At 65.5% G+C, this 18,397-nt stretch carries 13 protein-coding genes and 1 pseudogene; 8 read left to right on the forward strand and 6 right to left on the reverse strand.

The annotated features are described in order from the left end of the window. Positions 1-4: 4 nt before the first annotated feature. The gene (locus E3O25_RS10820) at positions 5-805 is read right to left on the reverse strand and encodes an isocitrate lyase/phosphoenolpyruvate mutase family protein (RefSeq protein WP_134361131.1); all 801 of its coding nucleotides are present in this window, start codon (positions 803-805) and stop codon (positions 5-7) included. A 105-nt stretch (positions 806-910) separates the two neighbouring features. Beyond that, positions 911-2,221 carry an MFS transporter gene (locus tag E3O25_RS10825; protein WP_134361132.1) on the reverse strand — a complete coding sequence of 437 codons (1,311 nt, stop codon included), beginning with the start codon at positions 2,219-2,221 and terminating at the stop codon, positions 911-913. Between the two features lie 220 nt (positions 2,222-2,441). Here E3O25_RS10825 and dnaK point away from each other — a divergent pair, with 220 nt between their 5' ends. From dnaK to E3O25_RS10850, 5 genes are all read left to right on the forward strand, one after another. Further along, positions 2,442-4,316, forward strand: coding sequence for a molecular chaperone DnaK (gene dnaK, locus E3O25_RS10830; protein ID WP_092110508.1), 1,875 nt, complete (start codon positions 2,442-2,444; stop codon positions 4,314-4,316). Between the two features lie 9 nt (positions 4,317-4,325). Further along, positions 4,326-4,943, forward strand: coding sequence for a nucleotide exchange factor GrpE (locus E3O25_RS10835; protein ID WP_134361133.1), 618 nt, complete (start codon positions 4,326-4,328; stop codon positions 4,941-4,943). Continuing rightward, entirely contained in the window at positions 4,936-5,937 is a 1,002-nt protein-coding gene (locus tag E3O25_RS10840) for a DnaJ C-terminal domain-containing protein (protein ID WP_134361134.1), read from the forward strand. Before E3O25_RS10835 ends, E3O25_RS10840 begins: the two co-directional genes overlap by 8 nt. Before the next feature lie 2 nt (positions 5,938-5,939). Beyond that, entirely contained in the window at positions 5,940-6,353 is a 414-nt protein-coding gene (locus E3O25_RS10845; protein WP_092110502.1) for a heat shock protein transcriptional repressor HspR, read from the forward strand. 140 nt (positions 6,354-6,493) lie between these two features. Continuing rightward, positions 6,494-7,618: a class I SAM-dependent methyltransferase gene (locus tag E3O25_RS10850; RefSeq protein ID WP_241983776.1), complete on the forward strand. Its 1,125-nt coding sequence runs from the start codon at positions 6,494-6,496 to the stop codon at positions 7,616-7,618. A 14-nt stretch (positions 7,619-7,632) separates the two neighbouring features. On the opposite strand, the gene E3O25_RS10855 is transcribed toward E3O25_RS10850, so the two are convergent. From E3O25_RS10855 to E3O25_RS10865, 3 genes are all read right to left on the reverse strand, one after another. After that, a complete protein-coding gene (locus tag E3O25_RS10855; RefSeq protein WP_092110498.1) occupies positions 7,633-8,226 on the reverse strand; it encodes a histidine phosphatase family protein in 594 nt (197 codons plus the stop codon). Further along, positions 8,223-9,545, reverse strand: coding sequence for a glycosyltransferase 87 family protein (locus E3O25_RS10860; protein ID WP_134361135.1), 1,323 nt, complete (start codon positions 9,543-9,545; stop codon positions 8,223-8,225). Before E3O25_RS10860 ends, E3O25_RS10855 begins: the two co-directional genes overlap by 4 nt. A 177-nt stretch (positions 9,546-9,722) precedes the next feature. After that, positions 9,723-13,250, reverse strand: a complete 3,528-nt coding sequence (locus E3O25_RS10865; RefSeq protein ID WP_241988567.1) for a DEAD/DEAH box helicase — start codon at positions 13,248-13,250, stop codon at positions 9,723-9,725. 156 nt (positions 13,251-13,406) lie between these two features. Between E3O25_RS10865 and E3O25_RS10870 the strand changes: the two genes are divergently transcribed. Together E3O25_RS10870 and E3O25_RS10875 are read left to right on the forward strand one after the other, a co-directional pair. After that, positions 13,407-15,587, forward strand: a complete 2,181-nt coding sequence (locus E3O25_RS10870; RefSeq protein ID WP_134361136.1) for an ATP-dependent Clp protease ATP-binding subunit — start codon at positions 13,407-13,409, stop codon at positions 15,585-15,587. 107 nt (positions 15,588-15,694) lie between these two features. After that, positions 15,695-16,744: a zinc-dependent alcohol dehydrogenase family protein gene (locus E3O25_RS10875; RefSeq protein WP_092113004.1), complete on the forward strand. Its 1,050-nt coding sequence runs from the start codon at positions 15,695-15,697 to the stop codon at positions 16,742-16,744. 60 nt (positions 16,745-16,804) lie between these two features. On the opposite strand, the gene E3O25_RS10880 is transcribed toward E3O25_RS10875, so the two are convergent. Continuing rightward, a complete protein-coding gene (locus tag E3O25_RS10880; RefSeq protein ID WP_134361137.1) occupies positions 16,805-17,395 on the reverse strand; it encodes a nitroreductase family protein in 591 nt (196 codons plus the stop codon). 443 nt (positions 17,396-17,838) lie between these two features. Here E3O25_RS10880 and E3O25_RS17105 point away from each other — a divergent pair. Next, a pseudogene (locus E3O25_RS17105) lies at positions 17,839-18,397 on the forward strand (hypothetical protein); the annotation flags it as partial.

Below are 18,397 nucleotides of genomic sequence, written 5' to 3' on the forward strand. Positions count from 1 at the left end.
CGACTTACAGGGCGAACTTGAAGCCGAGGTCGGTGGGGTAGTCGCCGAGGGCGGTGAGGTTCGCGGCTGCGGCCTGCAGGGCTGCGAGCGTGAGTGCGAGGGTGCCCGGTCCAAAGCTGACTCGGCTGATGCCGAGTTCGGCGAGCCGCTTCAGCGGAACGAGTCCGGGCGCACCGATCACCGAGATTTTGCCGTTGACCTGCTCGATGGCGCGGGCCACTTTGTTTTCGTCTGTGAGGCCGAGGAAGAAGATGACGTCGGCGCCGGCGCCGAGGTAGGCGTTGGCGCGGGCGACGGCTTCGTCCCAAGCGCCGCCGCCGGCGAGGGTGTCGACGCGGGCGTTGATGACGAGCGGAATCCCACTCTGGTCGGCGCCGACTCGGGCGGCAGCCACGCGCGCGGCGGCCGTCTCGATGTCGAATTGCGGGGTTTTCTCGGCGCCGACGGAGTCTTCGATGTTGATGCCGACGATTCCGGATTCCTCGATGAGGCGACGTACGTTGCGGGTCACGCCGAGGGCATCCGGTGCGTAGCCCTTCTCGAAGTCGGCCGAGACCGGAAGGTCGACGGCGCCGGCGATGATCGTGGCGGCGATGATGGCCTCGTCGAGGGAGAGCCCTTCGCCGTCGTGCAGGCCGCGCACGTTCGAGATGGAGTGGCTCGCGGTGGCGAGGGCCTTGACGCCGGGGGTATCGGCCACGACCTTGGCGGTGATGGCATCCCACACGTTGGTCACGATGAGGGGCTCGCCGGGCACATGCAGCGAGAGCAGGAGTTCGGCCTTCTGGAGCTGGGTGAGTGTCATGCGTTTCAGTCTGACTGGCCTGAGCCACCTAAGCGAGAGGAAAATCTGATTTCAGGGGATGCTCAGGCAACCGCTGGCTGGCGCCCAGCCGGCACTGCGGCGCTTCTAGCGGATCTGCTGCTGACGTGCAGTGACGGGGATCAACAGGAGCAGGCCGAGGAGCAGTACGAGCATGATGCCGAGAATGCCCCAGTAGACGGCGCCGAAGATCGACACGAAGATCGCGAAGGCCGTGGGGGCGAGAAAGCTGACAGCGCGACCGGTGGTTGCGTAGAGCCCGAAGACTTCACCCTCACGCCCGACCGGAATGAGTCGCGCCAGAAAAGTACGGCTGGCGGATTGCGCCGGACCGACGAACAGGCAGAGGGCCAGGCCGGCGGTCCAGAAGACGATCTGGCCGCCATCGTGCAGCAGGAATACGAGCATCCCGCTGACCAGCAAGCCCACGAGTGCGGTCACGATCACGGGTTTGGCACCGAGACGGTCGTCGAGCGATCCCACGGCCATGGTGGCGATGCCGGCCACGACGTTGGCGGCGATGGCGAATATGATCACTTCGCTCGGCGAAAATCCGAAAACGGATGCCGCGAGCACACCTCCGAAGGTGAAGACACCGGCCAGGCCGTCGCGAAAGATGGCACTCGCGAACAGAAAATAGACGGTCGGGCGGCTGGTGCTCCAGAGACGCTTGACGTCGTGGGCGAGCACGACGTAGCTCTGCAGAAAGCCGACCTTCTCGCGGCGTGCTGCTGCGGGCGCCCGATACTCGGGTACCCGCAGAAGCACGGGCAGCGCGAAGAGCCCGAACCAGGCTGCGGCAACGAGCATTGTGACGCGCACGGCCAGGCCGTTCTCGCTCGTCACACCGAACAATCCCACTTCGGGGGCGATGAAGCCGAAGTAGACGATGAGCAGCAGCACAATTCCGCCGAGGTAGCCCATGCCCCAGCCGAACCCGCTGACCTTGCCGATGGTGCGGGGAGTCGAGACCTGGCCGAGCATCGCGTTGTAGTTGACACCGGCGAATTCGAAGAAGACGTTGCCCGCAGCGAGCAGAACCAGCCCGAGCACCAGATAGCTGGGGCTGGCTTCGATGAAGAACATGGCGGTGGTGAGGCCGACCACCACGAACGTGTTGGCACCGAGCCAGAATTTGCGCCTCCCCGAGGTATCGGAGCGCTGCCCGGTGATCGGGGCCAGAACCGCTACGAGGAGCCCGGCAATGGCCAGCGCCCACCCCAGCTGGGCCGAGACGGCGGCTTCGTCGCCGAACGCGGAACCGGTGAGGTACACGCTGAACACGAACGTGGTGACGACAGCGTTGAAGGAGGCGGAGCCCCAGTCCCAGAACGCCCAGGCCACCACCCGGCCACGCGTCGGAGGGGTACCCGCGTCTACGGCGACAGTCTCGGTCATGTGCACAATCTAGTGCTCCGGGGTAAACATCGGAATCTGTCGGCCCGGGCATCCGCTGGTGTCTCAGTGGGTGCGTTGAAACTTGAGTCACTCACACTCAACTTTCAGCCCGAGAAATTGACACGGACGAATCGGTTCTGGAATACTTGAGTCATCGAGGCTCAAGTCTTGAGATTACTTTGTAGTTCGTTTCGCACATGATTGAAGGAGAACAACCCACATGGCTCGTGCAGTAGGTATTGACCTCGGAACCACCAACTCTGTGGTGGCCGTGCTCGAAGGTGGAGAACCCACCGTCATCGCCAACGCTGAAGGCTTGCGCACCACCCCCTCGGTGGTCGCGTTCACCAAGGACGGCGAGGTTCTCGTCGGAGAAACCGCCAAGCGTCAGAACGTCACCAACGTCGACCGCACCATTTCCAGCGTGAAGCGCCACATGGGCACCGGCTGGACCGTCGGCATCGACGACAAGAAGTACACCCCGCAGGAGATTTCGGCGCGTATCCTCGCCAAGCTCAAGCGGGACGCCGAGCAGTACCTGGGCGAGAAGGTCACCGACGCCGTCGTGACCGTGCCGGCGTACTTCAACGACGCCGAGCGTCAGGCCACCAAGGAGGCCGGCGAGATCGCCGGCCTCAACGTGCTGCGCATCATCAACGAGCCGACCGCCGCCGCGCTCGCCTACGGCCTCGACAAGGGCAAGGAAGATGAGCTCATCCTGGTCTTCGACCTCGGAGGCGGAACCTTCGACGTGTCGCTGCTCGAGGTGGGCAAGGACGATGATTTTTCCACAATCCAGGTGCGTTCGACCGCCGGCGACAACCGCCTCGGCGGCGACGACTGGGACCAGCGCATCGTTGATCACCTGATCAAGCGCTTCAAGGAGACCACCGGCGTCGACGTCTCGAAGGACAAGATCGCCAAGCAGCGCCTGAAGGAAGCTGCTGAGCAGGCCAAGAAGGAACTCTCCTCCAGCATGTCGACGAGCATCCAGCTGCCCTACCTGTCGCTGACTGAAAACGGTCCGGCCAACCTCGACGAGACGCTCACCCGCGCCCAGTTCGAGAAGATGACCGAAGACCTGCTTGACCGCACCAAGAAGCCCTTCCAGGACGTCATCCGTGAGGCCGGCGTGAAGGTCGGCGACATCGCCCACGTCGTACTCGTCGGCGGTTCCACCCGCATGCCCGCCGTGTACGAACTCGTCAAGAGCGAGACCGGCGGCAAGGACCCGAACAAGGGCGTCAACCCTGACGAGGTTGTTGCCGTCGGCGCCGCCCTGCAGGCCGGCGTGCTGAAGGGCGAGCGCAAGGACGTTCTGCTCATCGACGTCACCCCGTTGAGCCTCGGCATCGAGACCAAGGGCGGCATCATGACGCGCCTGATCGAGCGCAACACGGCCATACCGACCAAGCGCAGCGAAACCTTCACCACGGCCGATGACAATCAGCCGTCCGTTGCGATCCAGGTTTTCCAGGGCGAGCGCGAGTTCACCCGCGACAACAAGAACCTCGGAACCTTTGAGCTCACCGGCATCGCGCCGGCGCCGCGCGGAATTCCGCAGGTCGAGGTCACCTTCGACATCGACGCCAACGGCATCGTGCACGTCTCCGCCAAGGACAAGGGCACCGGAACCGAGCAGTCGATGACCATCACGGGCGGTTCCTCGCTCGCGAAGGAAGACATCGAGCGCATGGTCCGCGAGGGTGAAGAGCACGCCGCCGAGGACAAGCGCCTGCGCGAAGTCGCCGAGACCCGCAACACGGCCGAGCAGCTCGCCTACTCGATCGAGAAGCTCATCAAGGACAACGTCGACAAGCTGCCCGAAGACGTGAAGAATGAGGTGCAGGCCGATGTCGATGCCCTCAAGTCCGCTCTCGCTGGCGACGACGACGACGCGGTGAAGACCGCGTTCGACAAGCTCAACGAAAGCCAGGGCAAGCTCGGCGAAGCCATCTACAAGTCCAGCCAAGCGGATGCCGCAGCGGGCGCCGACGAGGCCGGAACCAATGAGGCTTCCACCGAAGAGAACAAAGACGAAGACGTTGTCGACGCCGAGGTTGTTGACGACGACGAAGACGACAAGAAGAAGTAGGCCGCAACTATGGCTGACAAGAAGCATCCAGGCAAGGACGCTGCGGGGGTGCCCGATGACGGCACCGGCGCGGGCGTTCCCTCGGAAGCAGCGCCCGATGCCGCATTCGCTGGTGACGAAGAAGCCGTGGCTTCGGCCGACGGGATCGAAGAAGACGAACTGACCGTTCAGGACATTCTGGACGCGGCAGAGCGTGAAGTGGCGGAGCCGACGAGCGAACACCTCGCCGACCTCAAGCGTGTGACGGCCGAGTACGCCAACTACCGTCGGCGTACCGAAGCCAACCGCGCCATCGAGAAAGAGCGCGTGACCGGGGATATCGTCAAGGTGCTTATTCCGGTGCTCGACGATATCTACCGTGCTGAGAAGCACGGCGATCTCGTGCCCGACTCCGCCTTCGCCACGATCGCGGCGAAACTGCGGGCAAGTGTTGAGCGCCTGGGCCTGACGTCATTCGGCACGGTCGGCGACCCCTTTGACCCGACCATGCACGAGGCGATCTTCCAGCAGCCGAGTGCGGCCGTCGACACCGAAACCGTCGGCGATGTCGCGGAGACGGGGTATTACCTCGGTTCCACGCTGCTGCGCGCGGCCAAGGTCGTCGTTCAGGTACCGAGCGATGGCTAGCCAGGACTGGTTCGACAAAGACTTCTACAAGGTTCTCGGGGTATCGAAAGATGTCACGCCGGCCGAGTTGAAGAAGGCGTACCGCAAACTCGCCCGAAAGTACCACCCGGACTCCAACCCGGGAAACCCAGCCGCTGAGGCGAAGTTCAAGGAACTCAGCGAGGCGCACTCGGTGCTCAATGATGCCGCCCAGCGCAAGGAATATGACGCCGTCCGGGCCATGGGCAGCGGGGCGCGGTTCGCTGCGCCCGGCGGCCGGGCTCAGAGCGGCGGCTTCGAGGACGCTTTCGGAGGCATGTTCGGCGGCGGAAGCCGTCAGCAGAGTTACACCTTCGAGCAGGGTGGCTTCGACGATATCCTCGGGGGTATGTTCGGCAGAGGTGGCGGTGGTGGGGCCGGCTTCGGTAACCCCACCGGCGGCTACCGGGGATCGGGCGCGCCGACCAGGGGCCGCGATGTGATCGCGTCGACGACCATCGACTTCATCACGGCCACCCAGGGCGACCAGATCAGTCTGCAGACCCAGGACGGCCGACCGATCAAGGTGAAGATTCCGGCCGGAGTCGCGGACGGGCAGAAGATTCGCCTGCGCGGCAAGGGTCAGTCCAGCCCCGACGGAGGAGAATCCGGCGATATTGTGCTGACGATCACTGTGCGCAAGCATCCGGTGTTCGAACGCGACGGCCTCAACCTGCGCGTGACAGTTCCGGTCACCTTCGTCGAGGCCAGCCTCGGCGCGACGATCGAGGTGCCCACCCTCGGAGGCAGCCCGGTCAAGTTGCGCGTTGCCCCCGGTACTCCCGGTGGCCGCGTGCTGCGGGTCAAGGGTCGCGGAGTAACCACCGCGAAAGGCACGGGCGACCTGCTCGCTTTCGTGCAGGTCGCGGTGCCCTCGCACTTGTCGAAGGACGCGGAAGAGAAACTCGCAGCGTTCGCGGAAGCACTGCCCAAGGAAAACCCACGCGATGAACTGATCGCGCGGGCGAAGGGTTAGTCATGGACGAGACCACCCGGGTCTTCGTGATTTCCACGGCCGCCGAGCTTGCGGGAATGCACCCGCAAACCCTGCGCCAATACGATCGCCTGGGCCTCGTCAGCCCGGAACGTACCCCCGGCAAGAGCCGCCGCTACTCCATGCTCGACGTGGCAAAGCTCCGTGAAATCGCATTCCTGGGCTCGGAGGGTGTGAGTCTGGAAGGCATCCGTCGTATCCTCGAACTCGAGGATCACGTGCGCGGACTCGAAAATCGCGTGCGCGAACTAGAATCGACGCTCGCTGACGAACTGCTGAACCGTCCGGGCCGCCGCGTTTTTGCGGCTGGCTCGGCCGGTGACGTCATTTCGATGAAGGCGGGCACCCGCACCAGGCGCAGCAACCAGATCGTCATCTGGCGGCAGCCCAGACCATAGTCATTTGTAACAAGCTCCACGTTTCTGTTTCACAGCACGAACTGGTTGCACCGGCACCACTTTCAGGGGGAACCATGTCCGAATCGGGCACGCACGACCAGTCCGCGCCGCGGAACACCAGCAAGCACGAGAATGAGCGTGTGAACGAATTCGATTTCGACCGTCTGCGTCGTCGTCCCGACATCGAGGCGGAGAACCTCTTTGCCGTCGATGCGAGCGACCGCCTCATTCTCGACGAAGCGGCCGGCGCGCTCGCCGCCTACCGCCTTGACGGCGTCGTCGTACTCGAGGACCGCTACGGCGCCCTCACCCTTGGCGCGGCCGCCCTGCATAACGCCCGCGGCATCCGGGTCTACCAGGACGCCCTCTCGGGAGAATACGCGCTCGACAGCAACGCCTCCGGCGTCAACCTGACGGATGCTTATCGCTCGCTGCCCCTTGGCGAAGAACTGCTGAAAGACGCCCACGTCGTGCTGCTGCAGTTGCCGAAAAGCCTCGATGCCCTCGACGAGATCGCCGGCGCCATCGCCAGGTACGCCTCGCCCGACGTCATCGTCTTCGCTGGTGGCCGCATCAAACACATGACCGTGAGCATGAACGAGGTGTTGCGCCGCCACTTCGGCGCCCTCAACGTGCGCCCGGCACGCCAGAAATCCCGCGTGCTGATCGCTTCCTCGCCGCTAGCCACGTCGATCACAGACTGGCCGCACAGCGAGCGGCACGAGGACTTCGACCTCACCGTGCGCGGCCACGGCGGCGTGTTCGCCGGCACCAGTATCGATATCGGTACCCGGGCATTGCTCGAGGTGCTCGACCGCATGAAGCCCGACGCCGAACGCGCCATCGACCTCGGCTGTGGAACCGGTGTGCTCGCCGCGGCACTGGCCGCGCAGCGTCCGCTGCTGCAGGTGCTCGCTACGGATCAGTCGGCCGTCGCCGTCGCATCCGCTCGCGCGACCGTCGACGCCAACGCGCTCGCCGATCGCGTCACCGTGGTGCGCGCTGACGGGCTGTCCGGCCAGGCCGACAACTCGGCCGATTTGATTCTGCTCAATCCGCCGTTCCATATCGGAGCGTCGGTGCATGCCGGCCTGGCCGAGAAGTTGTTCATCGACGCGGCGAGGGTGCTCGCACCCGGCGGCGAACTCTGGACGGTGTGGAACACCCACCTCGGCTACCGCCCGATGCTCACCCGCATCGTCGGCTCGACCCGCCAGGTCGGCCGCAACACCAAATTCACCGTGACGGTGTCAACCGGCCGCTGACTCGTTGGCGCGGGTCAGGCACCGACGAGCTGCTCGCCGTTCAACACGTCGAGCTGCCACTGTGTCGCGTCGTCGGCGGCCACGTGGTGATGGTGCACGAGGTTGAGCGTGGCATTGCTGATGCTGCCAATGCGCTGGTCGAGGGCGTGCTCAAGGCTCAGCCGTATGAGGGTGCCGTGGGCAACGACGATGATGCGCGCACCGGGATGGCGTTCGGCCAGCTGGTGCAGCGCATCGACCCCGCGCTCCGCGACAGCCTCTTCGGTCTCGGCGCCGTGGAATCCACCGGGAAATCGCAGGGCATCAAGCTCCGGTCCGGCGCTGAGACCCTCGGCCGGCCCGTAGTTGCGCTCGATCAGGCCCGGAATGCGCCGGGCGATGTCGAGGCCGAGCTGTTCGCCGATCAGGTCAGCAGTTTCGGCGGCCCGAGACAGCGGCGACGAAACGATGAAATCCCAGCCGTAGCGCTGGAGGGGAACGACGGCATCCGCTGCCTGGCCACGTCCCACGTCGTTGAGCGGGATATCGGTGGCACCCTGGATGCGCAGGGCGGCATTCCAATCGGTTTGGCCGTGGCGGATGAGGGCGAAGGTCGTCGTCGTGGTCACCCGTCTATTCTGCCTTGGCCGACTGGGAGTGGGCGGCGTGCCGCGGATTCCACCTCGTGCTTCGGCGCAGCCCAGGCCAATCGAGCGACTTCCCTGACCGACCAGCTCAACAGCATGACGAGGAGCACGTTGCGCACGGTGAGCAGCAGGAGCGAAAACGGGTCGCCGGCGATGAGCGGCAGGTAGAAGATGGGGAAGACCAGCGTGGTCAGGCCGGCTATGGCCAGCATGAGCACGGCCGGAACCCGCCACAGCATCCAGCTGCGCCCGACACCGACGGCGACCACCGGCACCAGCCACAGCATGTACTGCGGTGACCCGACCTTGTTGAAGACGACGAACGCGCTGACCAGGGCGAGGGAACCAAGCAGAACGAGCTGGGCGGCATCCGCTCGCCGCAGTGTGGCGATGAGTAACAGCACAAAAATAGCCGCGATGGCCGCGAACATGACCGGCGTCATCAGCGAGGCAACCAGATCGGTGCCCGGGCCCGACACCTCACGCGTGGCGATGGAATAGTTCTCGTAGATGACCGTGTCGGGGCGACCCAGGGTGGCCAGCCATACCCACGGGGTGGTGATGGGCGCCTCGAGCTGCAGGGCACGGTCGGTTTGTTCCGTGATGAAGCCGGTGAGATAGCGCAGTCCGCCCAGCAGCCAAACGGATGCTGCCACTCCGGCGGACAGCGCGGCCCCGGTGAGCAGTACCGTGCGTCGTCGGGGTGACACCGTGACCACGGCGAGAATGACCGCGGCCGGCCAGACCTTGATCCAGGTGGCGAGAGTGAGCAGGGCCGCGGCTACCAGCGGACGCCGGGCGAGCAGCACGAGGCCGACGATGACGAGGGGGGCCGTTATCCCTTCGAGGCGCAGCAGGCCCACCGGGCTGAGCAGGAACGATGCGAGCAGCCAGTACCAGGCAGACTTGAACCCGCTGCGGCGGCGCCCCCAGTCGGTGAGCGCCCCGACGGCAACCGCGTTGAGCACGGTCGTCATCAGGAACCACAGCAGTTGATACAGCAGCGGACCAGCGACGCTCGCGAAGGCGATTGGGAGAATGGCGCCGATCGGGTAGACCCAGGCGGTATCGATTCCCTGCCAGACGCCGTTGCTGAAGCCGAGCTCGGCCCAGGTGCGGTAGAGCGGAAGGTCTCCAAGCACGCGGCCGGTGAGGATGGTGGGGAGGAGTGCGAGCAGGAAAACCGTGTGCAGGACGAGGAAGCCGAGCGCCAGGGTGCGCGGGCGTTGCAGGGTGAGACGGCGGCTCGGGCTGAGCGCTGTCGCCAGGCGGGCGTCAACCCGATCGAAGATTGTGGACATGGGACCGTTTCTGCAGGTGCGAGGTGGGGTCTTTGCGTGCAGCTTAGGGGTGCCGGGTTAACGTGCGGTGTCGGAGGAGGCGGTTATGCCCGGGCCGTCGGGGTCCAGGTTACGAAACCGGGCCCAGGATAGATCATGGGCTCAGTTTCCGGGCCCGGGCCCGGAAACGGGGCGGGGTCAGGCCAGGAGCTCTCGGATGTCGGCGGCGGTCAGGGCGGTGCCGGCGGGGGCGCCGTCGGTCATGACGCTTTCGAACAGACGAGCCTTGGTGGCCTTGAGGGCCATGACCTTCTCTTCGATGGTGTCCTTGGACACCAGGCGGTAGACCATGACGTTCTTGGTCTGGCCGATGCGGTGCACGCGGTCGACGGCCTGGGCCTCGGTCGCCGGGTTCCACCAGGGGTCGAGCAGAATGACGTAGTCGGCCTCGGTGAGGTTGAGGCCGAATCCGCCGGCTTTAAGGCTGATCAGAAAGACCGAGCTCGAGCCCTCCTTGAAGTCACTGATGGCCTTGGCCCGGTTGCGCGTCTTGCCGTCGAGGTAGGAGTAGCTGATGCCGGCGGCGTCGAGCCGGTCGCGGGCCTTGCCAAGGTACTGGGTGAACTGGCTGAAGATGAGGGTGCGGTGGCCCTCGGCGACTGTGTCTTCCAGCAGTTCGAGCAGGGCGTCGAGCTTGGTTGACGGCACACTGTCGTATTTCGCGTCGTAGAGGCTCGCGTCGAGGCTGAGCTGGCGCAGCATGGTGAGCGAGCGAAAAATCTCGAACCGGTTCGTGTTCATGTCCTCGATCAGGCCGAGCACCTTTTGCCGCTCGCGGGCGAGGTGCATGTCGTAGACCTTGCGGTGCCGCGGGTGCAGGTCGAGTTCAAGTACCTGCTCCTGCTTCTCGGGCAGGTCGCTGGCCACCTCGGCCTTGGTGCGGCGCAGCATGAACGGACGGATGCGGCGGCGCAGCTGTGCGAGCCGGTCGACGTCGGCATCCGTTTCAATGGGCTTGCGGTAATAGTCGGCGAACCGGCTGGGGCTCGGGAACAGGCCGGGGGCGGTGATGGAGAGCAGCGACCACAGCTCCATGAGGTTGTTTTCCATGGGTGTGCCGGTGATGGCGAGCTTGAACGGGGTGCGCAGTCGGCGCGCGCAGACGTGTGCCTTGCTCTGGTGGTTCTTCACGAACTGGGCCTCGTCGAGCAGCAGCCCGGCCCAGTCCTGCGCGTTGTACTCCTCGAAGTCGAGGCGGAACAGCGTGTAGGAGGTGATCACGACATCCGCTTCACCCATGACGTCCTTCAGGCTCGACCCGCGCTTGCCGGCGGTCTGCGTGATGGCTGCCGTCGTGAGGTCGGGCGCGAACCGGGCGCACTCGGTGGCCCAGTTGGAGACGACGCTCGTCGGGGCGACCACGAGGAATGGCTTGCGGGCTGCACCCGGCTCGGTGCGCTGGCTGTCGCGAGCGTGAGCGATGAGCGCGATGGCCTGCAGGGTCTTGCCGAGTCCCATATCGTCGGCGAGTACGCCGCCGAGCTGGTGGTCGTAGAGAAAACTGAGCCAGTCGAATCCGGTCTGCTGATAGGCGCGGAGGGTGGCGTGCACGGCCGGCGGGAGCGGGCGTTCGGCGATCGGCGCTGCCTCAGACAATCCTTCGACCGCGCTGCGCCAGGCGGCGGACTGCTCGGCGACGACCCCGAGCAACTGCAGTTCGTCCCACAGGTCGGCCTGAAAACGGCTGAGGCCGAGCGTGCCGGCGTTGCTCTCCTGCAGTCCCCGCGCCTCTTCGATCAGGCGGCGCAGCTGCTGCAGCTCGGGGCGGTCGAGGCTGAAATAGGTGCCGCTGTCGAGGATCATCAGATCCTGGTCGGTGGCCAGCGCGCGAAACAGGTCGTCGAAGGGAATGTCTTCGCCCTCGATCGAAACGGTCACGGCGAGGTCGAACCAGTCGCGAGTGTCGGTGCTTTCAGTGGTGGCGAGGCTGATCACGGGGGCTTCGTCGGCTTCGCGGTAGCTCGGGGCATCGGCTGAGACCTGAACGACGATGCCGGCGTCGGCGAGCAGCGGCACGCTGTGCTCGAGAAAATTGATCATGACGGCGCCGCGCAGCTCGGAGTGCTCGAGCAGTCGAGCCGCGCTGATCGGCGTGGCGGGCTGCCAGAGCGGCTCGAACGAGCGGATCGCGCGTTCGAGCTTGCGCAGCGTGTCGGCTTCGCGGGTCAGGTCGCGAAAGCGGGTGTCGCCGGGCGTCGGTCGCAGCGGGTGCCGGTACAGCACGGGTTGCGCGGCCACGGCGGCAGCCACGATTTCGGCAGCGTTGCCAGCGCCGGTAGTGCCCCCAGCGGATGCCGCCGCTCCGGGAGCGCCGACCGGCGCGGCCTGGTCGTCGGTCGCGGCAGTGGCCGGGCTGGTGTCGGTGGGCGCAACGTACTGCCACTCCCAAGCGAGGGTGATGCGGGCATCCGTCTGATGGGTGATGGCGAGGGCGAGCAGGGGTCGCGCGGTCTTCGGCAGTTCAAACGAAGCGTCGTGGCTGGTCAGGGTGAGTTTATGCTGCAAAAAAGGGTAGTAGTCGGCGAGAAAAGCTGCTTCGTCGTCGGCGGGAATGTGCAAGCCGCCGGTGACCGCGAGGGCACGGATCTCGGAACTGACCTGCGCGTTCAGCGGGGCGAGAACGAGCTGTCGGCCAGTCGCCAGCGGGTCGGTGGGGCTTGTGAAGGTGTACGCGCCGTGCGCCGGATCGCCCAGGAAACCGAATTCAGCGCCGCGATGCAGCCGCTCGTTCAGCAGGAGCAGCGGGGTCAGTTGCAGGCCCTCGTCGTCACGACGGATGTCGAGCTCGAGCGCGGCGGGCGTGGGGGAGAGCAGAACGGGATTCTGGGCATCCGTTGCGCAGACCATGGGCAGACCGCTCAGCTGGGCCTCGTGCAGCAGGTCCCAGAGCGCCTTGTTCTCGAAGTTGTCGAGGTAGAGCCAGTGGTCGGTGTAACTGTAATAACGCTGCCCGGTGGCCGAGAGGGCATAGAGCGCGTTGAGAATCTTGCGGTGGCCGCGATTGTAGGTGCCGGGGGTCCAGGACAGGTTGTCCCAGGTGAGGGAGCCGCGAATCCACTTACCCTTCTTGCCCATCACCATGGGGCGGGCCCCGAGTCGGCGGGGCTGTGGGCGCCGGTTGGGGCTGTAGGCGGGTTCAAGCAGATCGAATTGCAGGGCGAGGGCCGTGCTGGTGGCCGTCTCCGAGCCGGACGGTTTGGCGATCGGCGCCAGTGCGGCTCGCCAAGCTGGCACCGGTGGGCGAATGGGAATGACGGGGGCTGGGGAGGGTGGCTGGTAGGCGGCCGGCACAAAGGTCGACTCGAACACCGGGGTGCGGCGGTCTCCGATCGCTCGCACGTTGGAGGCGGTGCGCTCGGCGGTGCGCTCGGCTGGGGTGCTGCGGCTGGCCAGCAGCAGGGCGGCGACATGCTTGCAGTTGCTGCCCATCGGGCAGGTGCAGGTTCCGCTGGCTCGCACCGCCTGGCCGGCGGCATTCAGCGTAAACGAGACCAGAACGGTGTACGGCTGTGGGCTGGTGCCGCTCACGCGGCCGGTGAGGTGTGTTCCCGACGGGGCCCAGGACTGTTCGGTGACGTGACCGTTGCGGGCGTAGCGTTCACCGCGCGAGAAGGACTGGCTGCCGACGATGCGGGCGATCTCGTGCGTGCTGAGGGAATGGGCCATAGGTGTGGGAGCTCCGTAAGAACAAGGGACCAACCTTTATTATCTCACGCGAGACTGCCCCATTCCTGACGGACATCGTGCTGCGGCGTGCTGGCACGGGTCGGCGCTACGTAGTAAACTTGAGTCAGCGAGGCTCAACTTTAGAGGAGACTGTTCATGCAAGCCGGTCAGCAACCACCGCAGCAAGACGCCAAAACCGCTCTCGAACTGTATGGGGTGAACCTCACCGACATCGCCCGCAGCGGCAAGCTCGACCCGGTGATCGGACGAGACGCCGAGATTCGTCGAATCAGCCAGGTTCTCACCCGACGCACTAAGAACAACCCGGTTTTGATCGGCGAACCCGGCGTCGGAAAGACGGCGGTTGTGGAGGGCCTCGCCCAGCGCATCGTCGCCGGCGACGTGGCCGACTCGCTCAAAGACAAGCAGTTGGTCTCTCTCGACTTGGCCGCCCTCGTGGCCGGCGCCAAGTATCGCGGCGAGTTCGAGGAACGGCTCAAGGCCGTGCTCAAGGAGATCAACGACGCCGACGGAGCGATCATCACCTTCGTTGACGAACTGCACACCCTCATGGGTGCGGGCGGCGGCGAAGGCTCCGTCGCGGCCAGCAACATGCTCAAACCCATGCTCGCTCGCGGCGAACTGCGCCTGATCGGCGCCACGACCCTCAACGAATACCGCGAGTTCATTGAAAAGGATGCCGCGCTCGAGCGCCGCTTTCAGCCGGTGCTCGTCGACGAGCCCTCGGTGGAGGACACCGTCGCCATTCTGCGCGGGCTCAAGGAACGCTATGAAGCCCACCACAAGGTGACGATCGCCGATTCTGCCCTCGTGGCCGCGGCATCCCTCTCGAATCGATATATCACCGCACGCCAGCTGCCCGACAAGGCGATCGACCTCATCGACGAGGCTGCGAGTCGGCTGCGCATGGAGATCGACTCCTCGCCGGTCGAGATCGATGAGTTGCGGCGCAGTGTGGACCGGCTGAAGCTTGAAGAGCTCGCCTTGAAGAAGGAGAAGGACGACGCTTCCAAGGCACGATTGGTGAAGCTGCGCGACGATCTCGTCGAGCGTCAGGCCAACCTGAAGGAACTGCAGACCCGCTGGGACACCGAGCGGGCCTCGCTCAATCGGGTGGGCGAGCTGCGCGAGCGGCTCGACGCCGCGCGGATTGACTCTGACCGGGCCCAGCGCGAGGGCAACCTTGAGAAGGCGTCCCGGCTGCTCTACGGCGACATTCCGGTGATGGAACGGGCGCTTGCCGACGCCGAGAAGGAAGAATCTGTTGGCCCGCGCATGGTCAACGAGCAGGTTACGAGCGAGGACATCGCCGCGGTGGTCGCCGCCTGGACCGGAATTCCGGTGGGTCGGCTGCTGCAGGGCGAGACCGAGAAGCTGCTGGGCCTTGAAAATGAGCTCGGCCACCGCCTGATCGGCCAGAAGCGCGCCGTACGTGCCGTCGCCGCCGCCGTGCGACGTTCGCGCGCCGGTATCTCCGACCCCGACCGCCCGACTGGGTCGTTTCTGTTCCTCGGGCCCACCGGTGTCGGCAAGACCGAGCTGGCCAAGGCGCTCGCCGAGTTTCTGTTCGACGATGAAAAATCCATGGTGCGCATCGACATGAGCGAGTACGGAGAGAAGTTCTCGGTGAGCCGTCTGGTCGGGGCCCCTCCGGGGTATGTCGGCTATGAGCAGGGCGGTCAGCTGACCGAGGCGGTGCGGCGTCGCCCCTACTCGGTCATTCTGTTCGACGAGGTCGAGAAGGCACATCCCGAGGTCTTCGATGTGCTGCTGCAAGTGCTCGATGACGGACGCCTCACCGACGGCCAGGGCCGCACCGTGGACTTTCGCAACACCATCCTCGTGCTCACCTCCAACCTCGGGTCGCAGTTCCTTGTCGATCCGACCCTGTCGGTGGAACAGAAAGAGGAGGCCGTGCAGGGCCTCGTACGGCAGGCGTTCAAGCCCGAGTTCGTCAACCGACTCGACGACATCGTGGTGTTCTCCTCCCTCACAACCGATGAGCTCGGCGAGATCGTTGAACTTGACGTCGACCGACTGCAGAAGCGCCTGGCCGAGCGCCGCCTTGAGCTGGCTGTCACACCGGATGCCCGCCGCTGGCTCGCCGAACGCGGCTACGACCCGATCTATGGTGCGCGTCCTCTGCGGCGCCTGATGCAGCGGGAGATCGATGACCGTTTGGCGCGGGCACTGCTCGCCGGCGACATTCGCGACGGCGACACGGTACTCGTGGCGCTCGCCGCCGACGGGGATGCGCTCACCGTGGCATCCGCTCCGGTGCTGCCGGAGGTGGCGCTCGAGGACGATTTGCTCTGACCCGCCGGAGAGCGGGCAAAGCATTGGTGCAGGACCGCGGAAACAACCGATGACCTGATTTCGCGTGCAGGAAGGGGATGCCCAGAATCGCCGGTTAGGGTTTAGCAATGCTTGCAACTGTGATTCATGGTGAACGGGATGTTCGCCTCGAGGAAGTTCCCGACCCCGTGCTCTCGACCGGTGGCGACGCCATCGTTCGCGTGGTCGCGGCCTGCGTCTGCGGGTCGGACCTGTGGCCATATCGCGGCGTCACGCCCACCAAAGAACCGCACCGCATCGGCCACGAATTCGTCGGCATTGTCGAGGCCACCGGTTCCGACGTGTCGACCGTCAAGGTCGGCGACTTCGTCATCGCACCGTTCTACGACTGCGACGGCACCTGCGTCAACTGTCGGAACGGTGTGAGCACCTCCTGCCTGAACGGCGGCTGGTGGGGAGCGGAAGACCAGCTCGGCGGGTTCGCCGATGGCGCCCAGGGCGAACGCGTGCGCGTGCCCCACGCCGACGGAACCCTCGTCGCCACCCCGAGCGTTCCAAGCGACGAGCTCGTTCCGAGCCTGCTCACCCTCGCCGATGTCATGGGCACCGGACACCACGCGGCCGTCTCGGCCGGCGTTGAGCCGGGCTCAACCGTGGTCGTCGTCGGTGACGGCGCCGTCGGGCTCTGCGCCATCCTGGCGAGCAAGCGCCTCGGCGCGAGCCGTATTGTGGCCATGTCCCGGCACGCCGACCGTCAGGCGGTGGCGCGCGAATTCGGAGCGACCGACATCATCGAAGCGCGTGGCGATGAGGGTGTTGCCGCCGTCAAAGCCCTGTTCGACGGTGTCGGCGCCGACTACGTGCTCGAGTGCGTCGGAACCCAGGAATCGATGGATCAGGCCATCCGCTCGGCTCGCCCCGGCGGAATGGTCGGCTACGTCGGCGTGCCCAACGGCGGCGCCGAGCTGCCCATTCGCACCCTGTTTGGCACGAACGTGGGCGTAAACGGGGGCGTCGCATCCGTTCGCAGCTATGTTGAGGAGCTGCTGCCCGAGGTACTTTCCCGCCAGATCAACCCGGGCCGTGTCTTTGACCTGCAGCTGCCGCTAGCTGAGGTGGCTGAGGCCTACGCCGCCATGGACGAACGCCGGGCCATCAAGGTCCTGCTCCGCCCCTGACCGGTTCGCTAGAGTGCCCGGTTGACGAGGTCAAGCGGGCACTTTTGCGCTTTCGGCGGTCTAGTCGTTCTCGAGCAGCAGCTCGGCCAGGGGCAGGCGGGTGCGGGGAGCGATTTCGCGCTCGCGCAGCTCGGGGGTGAGGTCTTCGGCATTGCCGAGCACGCCCAACGCCGTCACGGTGACGACGGCCTGGTCGTCGGTGAGGTTGAAAGCTGCCGCGATGGCCGCGCCGTCAAAACCGCCCATTTGGTGCGTGTGCAGACCCTCGTGCTGAGCCTGAATGCTGAGGTGAGCGACGGCCTGGCCGACATCGTAGCGGGCCCACGGGTTCTCCCGGGTCTCATCGATCGACAGTTTGGCGACGTTCACGACGAGAACGGATGCCGTATCGGCCCACGCCCGGTTGAAACCCATCAGGGCGTCGGTGATTTTCGCGAAGCTCGCCGAACCGCGGCGCGCCACGATGAAGCGGGCCGGCTGCATGTTGCTTGCCGACGGCGCCCAACGAGCAGCTTCGAGCACCGTTGTGAGGGTGGCCTCATCGATGACAGCGGTCTTGTCGTAGGAGCGGGGGCTCCAACGCTCCGCCAGAATCTCGATGAGTGGGGACTCGGTGTCAGCGCGGCGCGAAGTGTCAGTGATGAGGGTCATGGGCGAGTCCTTTGATCGAGGAATGTAGGCGGGGCTACGCTGACCCACTCTCTCTAACGCTGCAGACTGCGCACTATTCCGCAGATGTGCCGGGGTTTCCTCTGTACCCGGGCCTGCTCGCCTGCTGCGCCTGCGCTTCAAGGCCCGCAATGTTGGGACGGGGCCCGGGCCGTGGGCCCTGGTTGGAAACTGGATTCACGGCCAGAACACGAGATCGCAGGTGGGTTGGTAAGCACGAAATGGGCGTGCGCAAGAAATTAGATCAGGCATTCTATTTTGGCGAGACGACGAGGCCTTTAGCCCCTAGAGTACAGCGCAATCAGGCCTGTCAAACGGCGGATGCGGCCGAAGTCGTGGGTTCCGAGCGCTGAGCCGCATTATTCCATTCACCTAGTTTATGTGAGTTTGTCTCGCTTTTTTGTTCGATTTGCGGTAGAATCGTTGTGAAGGAGGCACTGGCGCCCATGTTCATGGAAAACCCTGGCAGTCCGAGCTCGAATCCCGCCATTGTCGCGGTGGAGCAGGCCAGGGAAATTCTGTTGGCGGCGTTGGGTGGGGTGTCCTTTGGGTTGCTCGGTGACGAAGAATCGCTGAGCATGCTGATGGCTTTGGAGAGCGTGGGCCGGGTCGTCGACGGGGCTCGGGTGCTCTCCACGACCGATGTGCTGCGCCGCTCCGAATACTTCGATGCGGCCGCTGCTAAAGCCGCCGCTCAGGCTGCTGTTGATCGGAGTGCTGCCGCCCCGAGTACCGCTCCGAAGCGTGCTGGTGCGGAATCGGTGACGCCGGTGGGGGCGGCATCAGCTGCGGCTGCGGCAGCGGCAGCGGCTCCGAGCGTGGCGGCTCCGAGCGTGGCGGGTGCGTCGGCGGCTCTGGCGGCGCCGACGTTGGCGCGGCGGCTCGGGTGCCGCAGCGGGGTCGAGCTGGTCTGCACCCTGGCCAGGCTCTCCCGCGCCGAGGTGCGCCAGCGTGCCGCGCTCGGCGAGAAAGCCGGCCAGCGCA

Origin of the sequence: Cryobacterium sp. TMT1-3 (assembly GCF_004402315.1) — a bacterium.
Classification (GTDB): domain Bacteria; phylum Actinomycetota; class Actinomycetes; order Actinomycetales; family Microbacteriaceae; genus Cryobacterium; species Cryobacterium luteum.

Excerpts from the sequence above, each read along its gene's own strand:
- E3O25_RS10840 (WP_134361134.1), top strand. The coding sequence starts at position 4,936 with ATGGCTAGCCAGGACTGGTTCGACAAAGACTTCTACAAGGTTCTCGGG.
- E3O25_RS10820 (WP_134361131.1), bottom strand. The coding sequence starts at position 805 with ATGACACTCACCCAGCTCCAGAAGGCCGAACTCCTGCTCTCGCTGCAT.
- E3O25_RS10875 (WP_092113004.1), top strand. The coding sequence starts at position 15,695 with ATGCTTGCAACTGTGATTCATGGTGAACGGGATGTTCGCCTCGAGGAA.
- E3O25_RS10845 (WP_092110502.1), top strand. The coding sequence starts at position 5,940 with ATGGACGAGACCACCCGGGTCTTCGTGATTTCCACGGCCGCCGAGCTT.
- E3O25_RS10870 (WP_134361136.1), top strand. The coding sequence starts at position 13,407 with ATGCAAGCCGGTCAGCAACCACCGCAGCAAGACGCCAAAACCGCTCTC.
- dnaK (WP_092110508.1), top strand. The coding sequence starts at position 2,442 with ATGGCTCGTGCAGTAGGTATTGACCTCGGAACCACCAACTCTGTGGTG.
- E3O25_RS10860 (WP_134361135.1), bottom strand. The coding sequence starts at position 9,545 with ATGTCCACAATCTTCGATCGGGTTGACGCCCGCCTGGCGACAGCGCTC.
- E3O25_RS10825 (WP_134361132.1), bottom strand. The coding sequence starts at position 2,221 with ATGACCGAGACTGTCGCCGTAGACGCGGGTACCCCTCCGACGCGTGGC.
- E3O25_RS10865 (WP_241988567.1), bottom strand. The coding sequence starts at position 13,250 with ATGGCCCATTCCCTCAGCACGCACGAGATCGCCCGCATCGTCGGCAGC.
- E3O25_RS10835 (WP_134361133.1), top strand. The coding sequence starts at position 4,326 with ATGGCTGACAAGAAGCATCCAGGCAAGGACGCTGCGGGGGTGCCCGAT.
- E3O25_RS10880 (WP_134361137.1), bottom strand. The coding sequence starts at position 17,395 with ATGACCCTCATCACTGACACTTCGCGCCGCGCTGACACCGAGTCCCCA.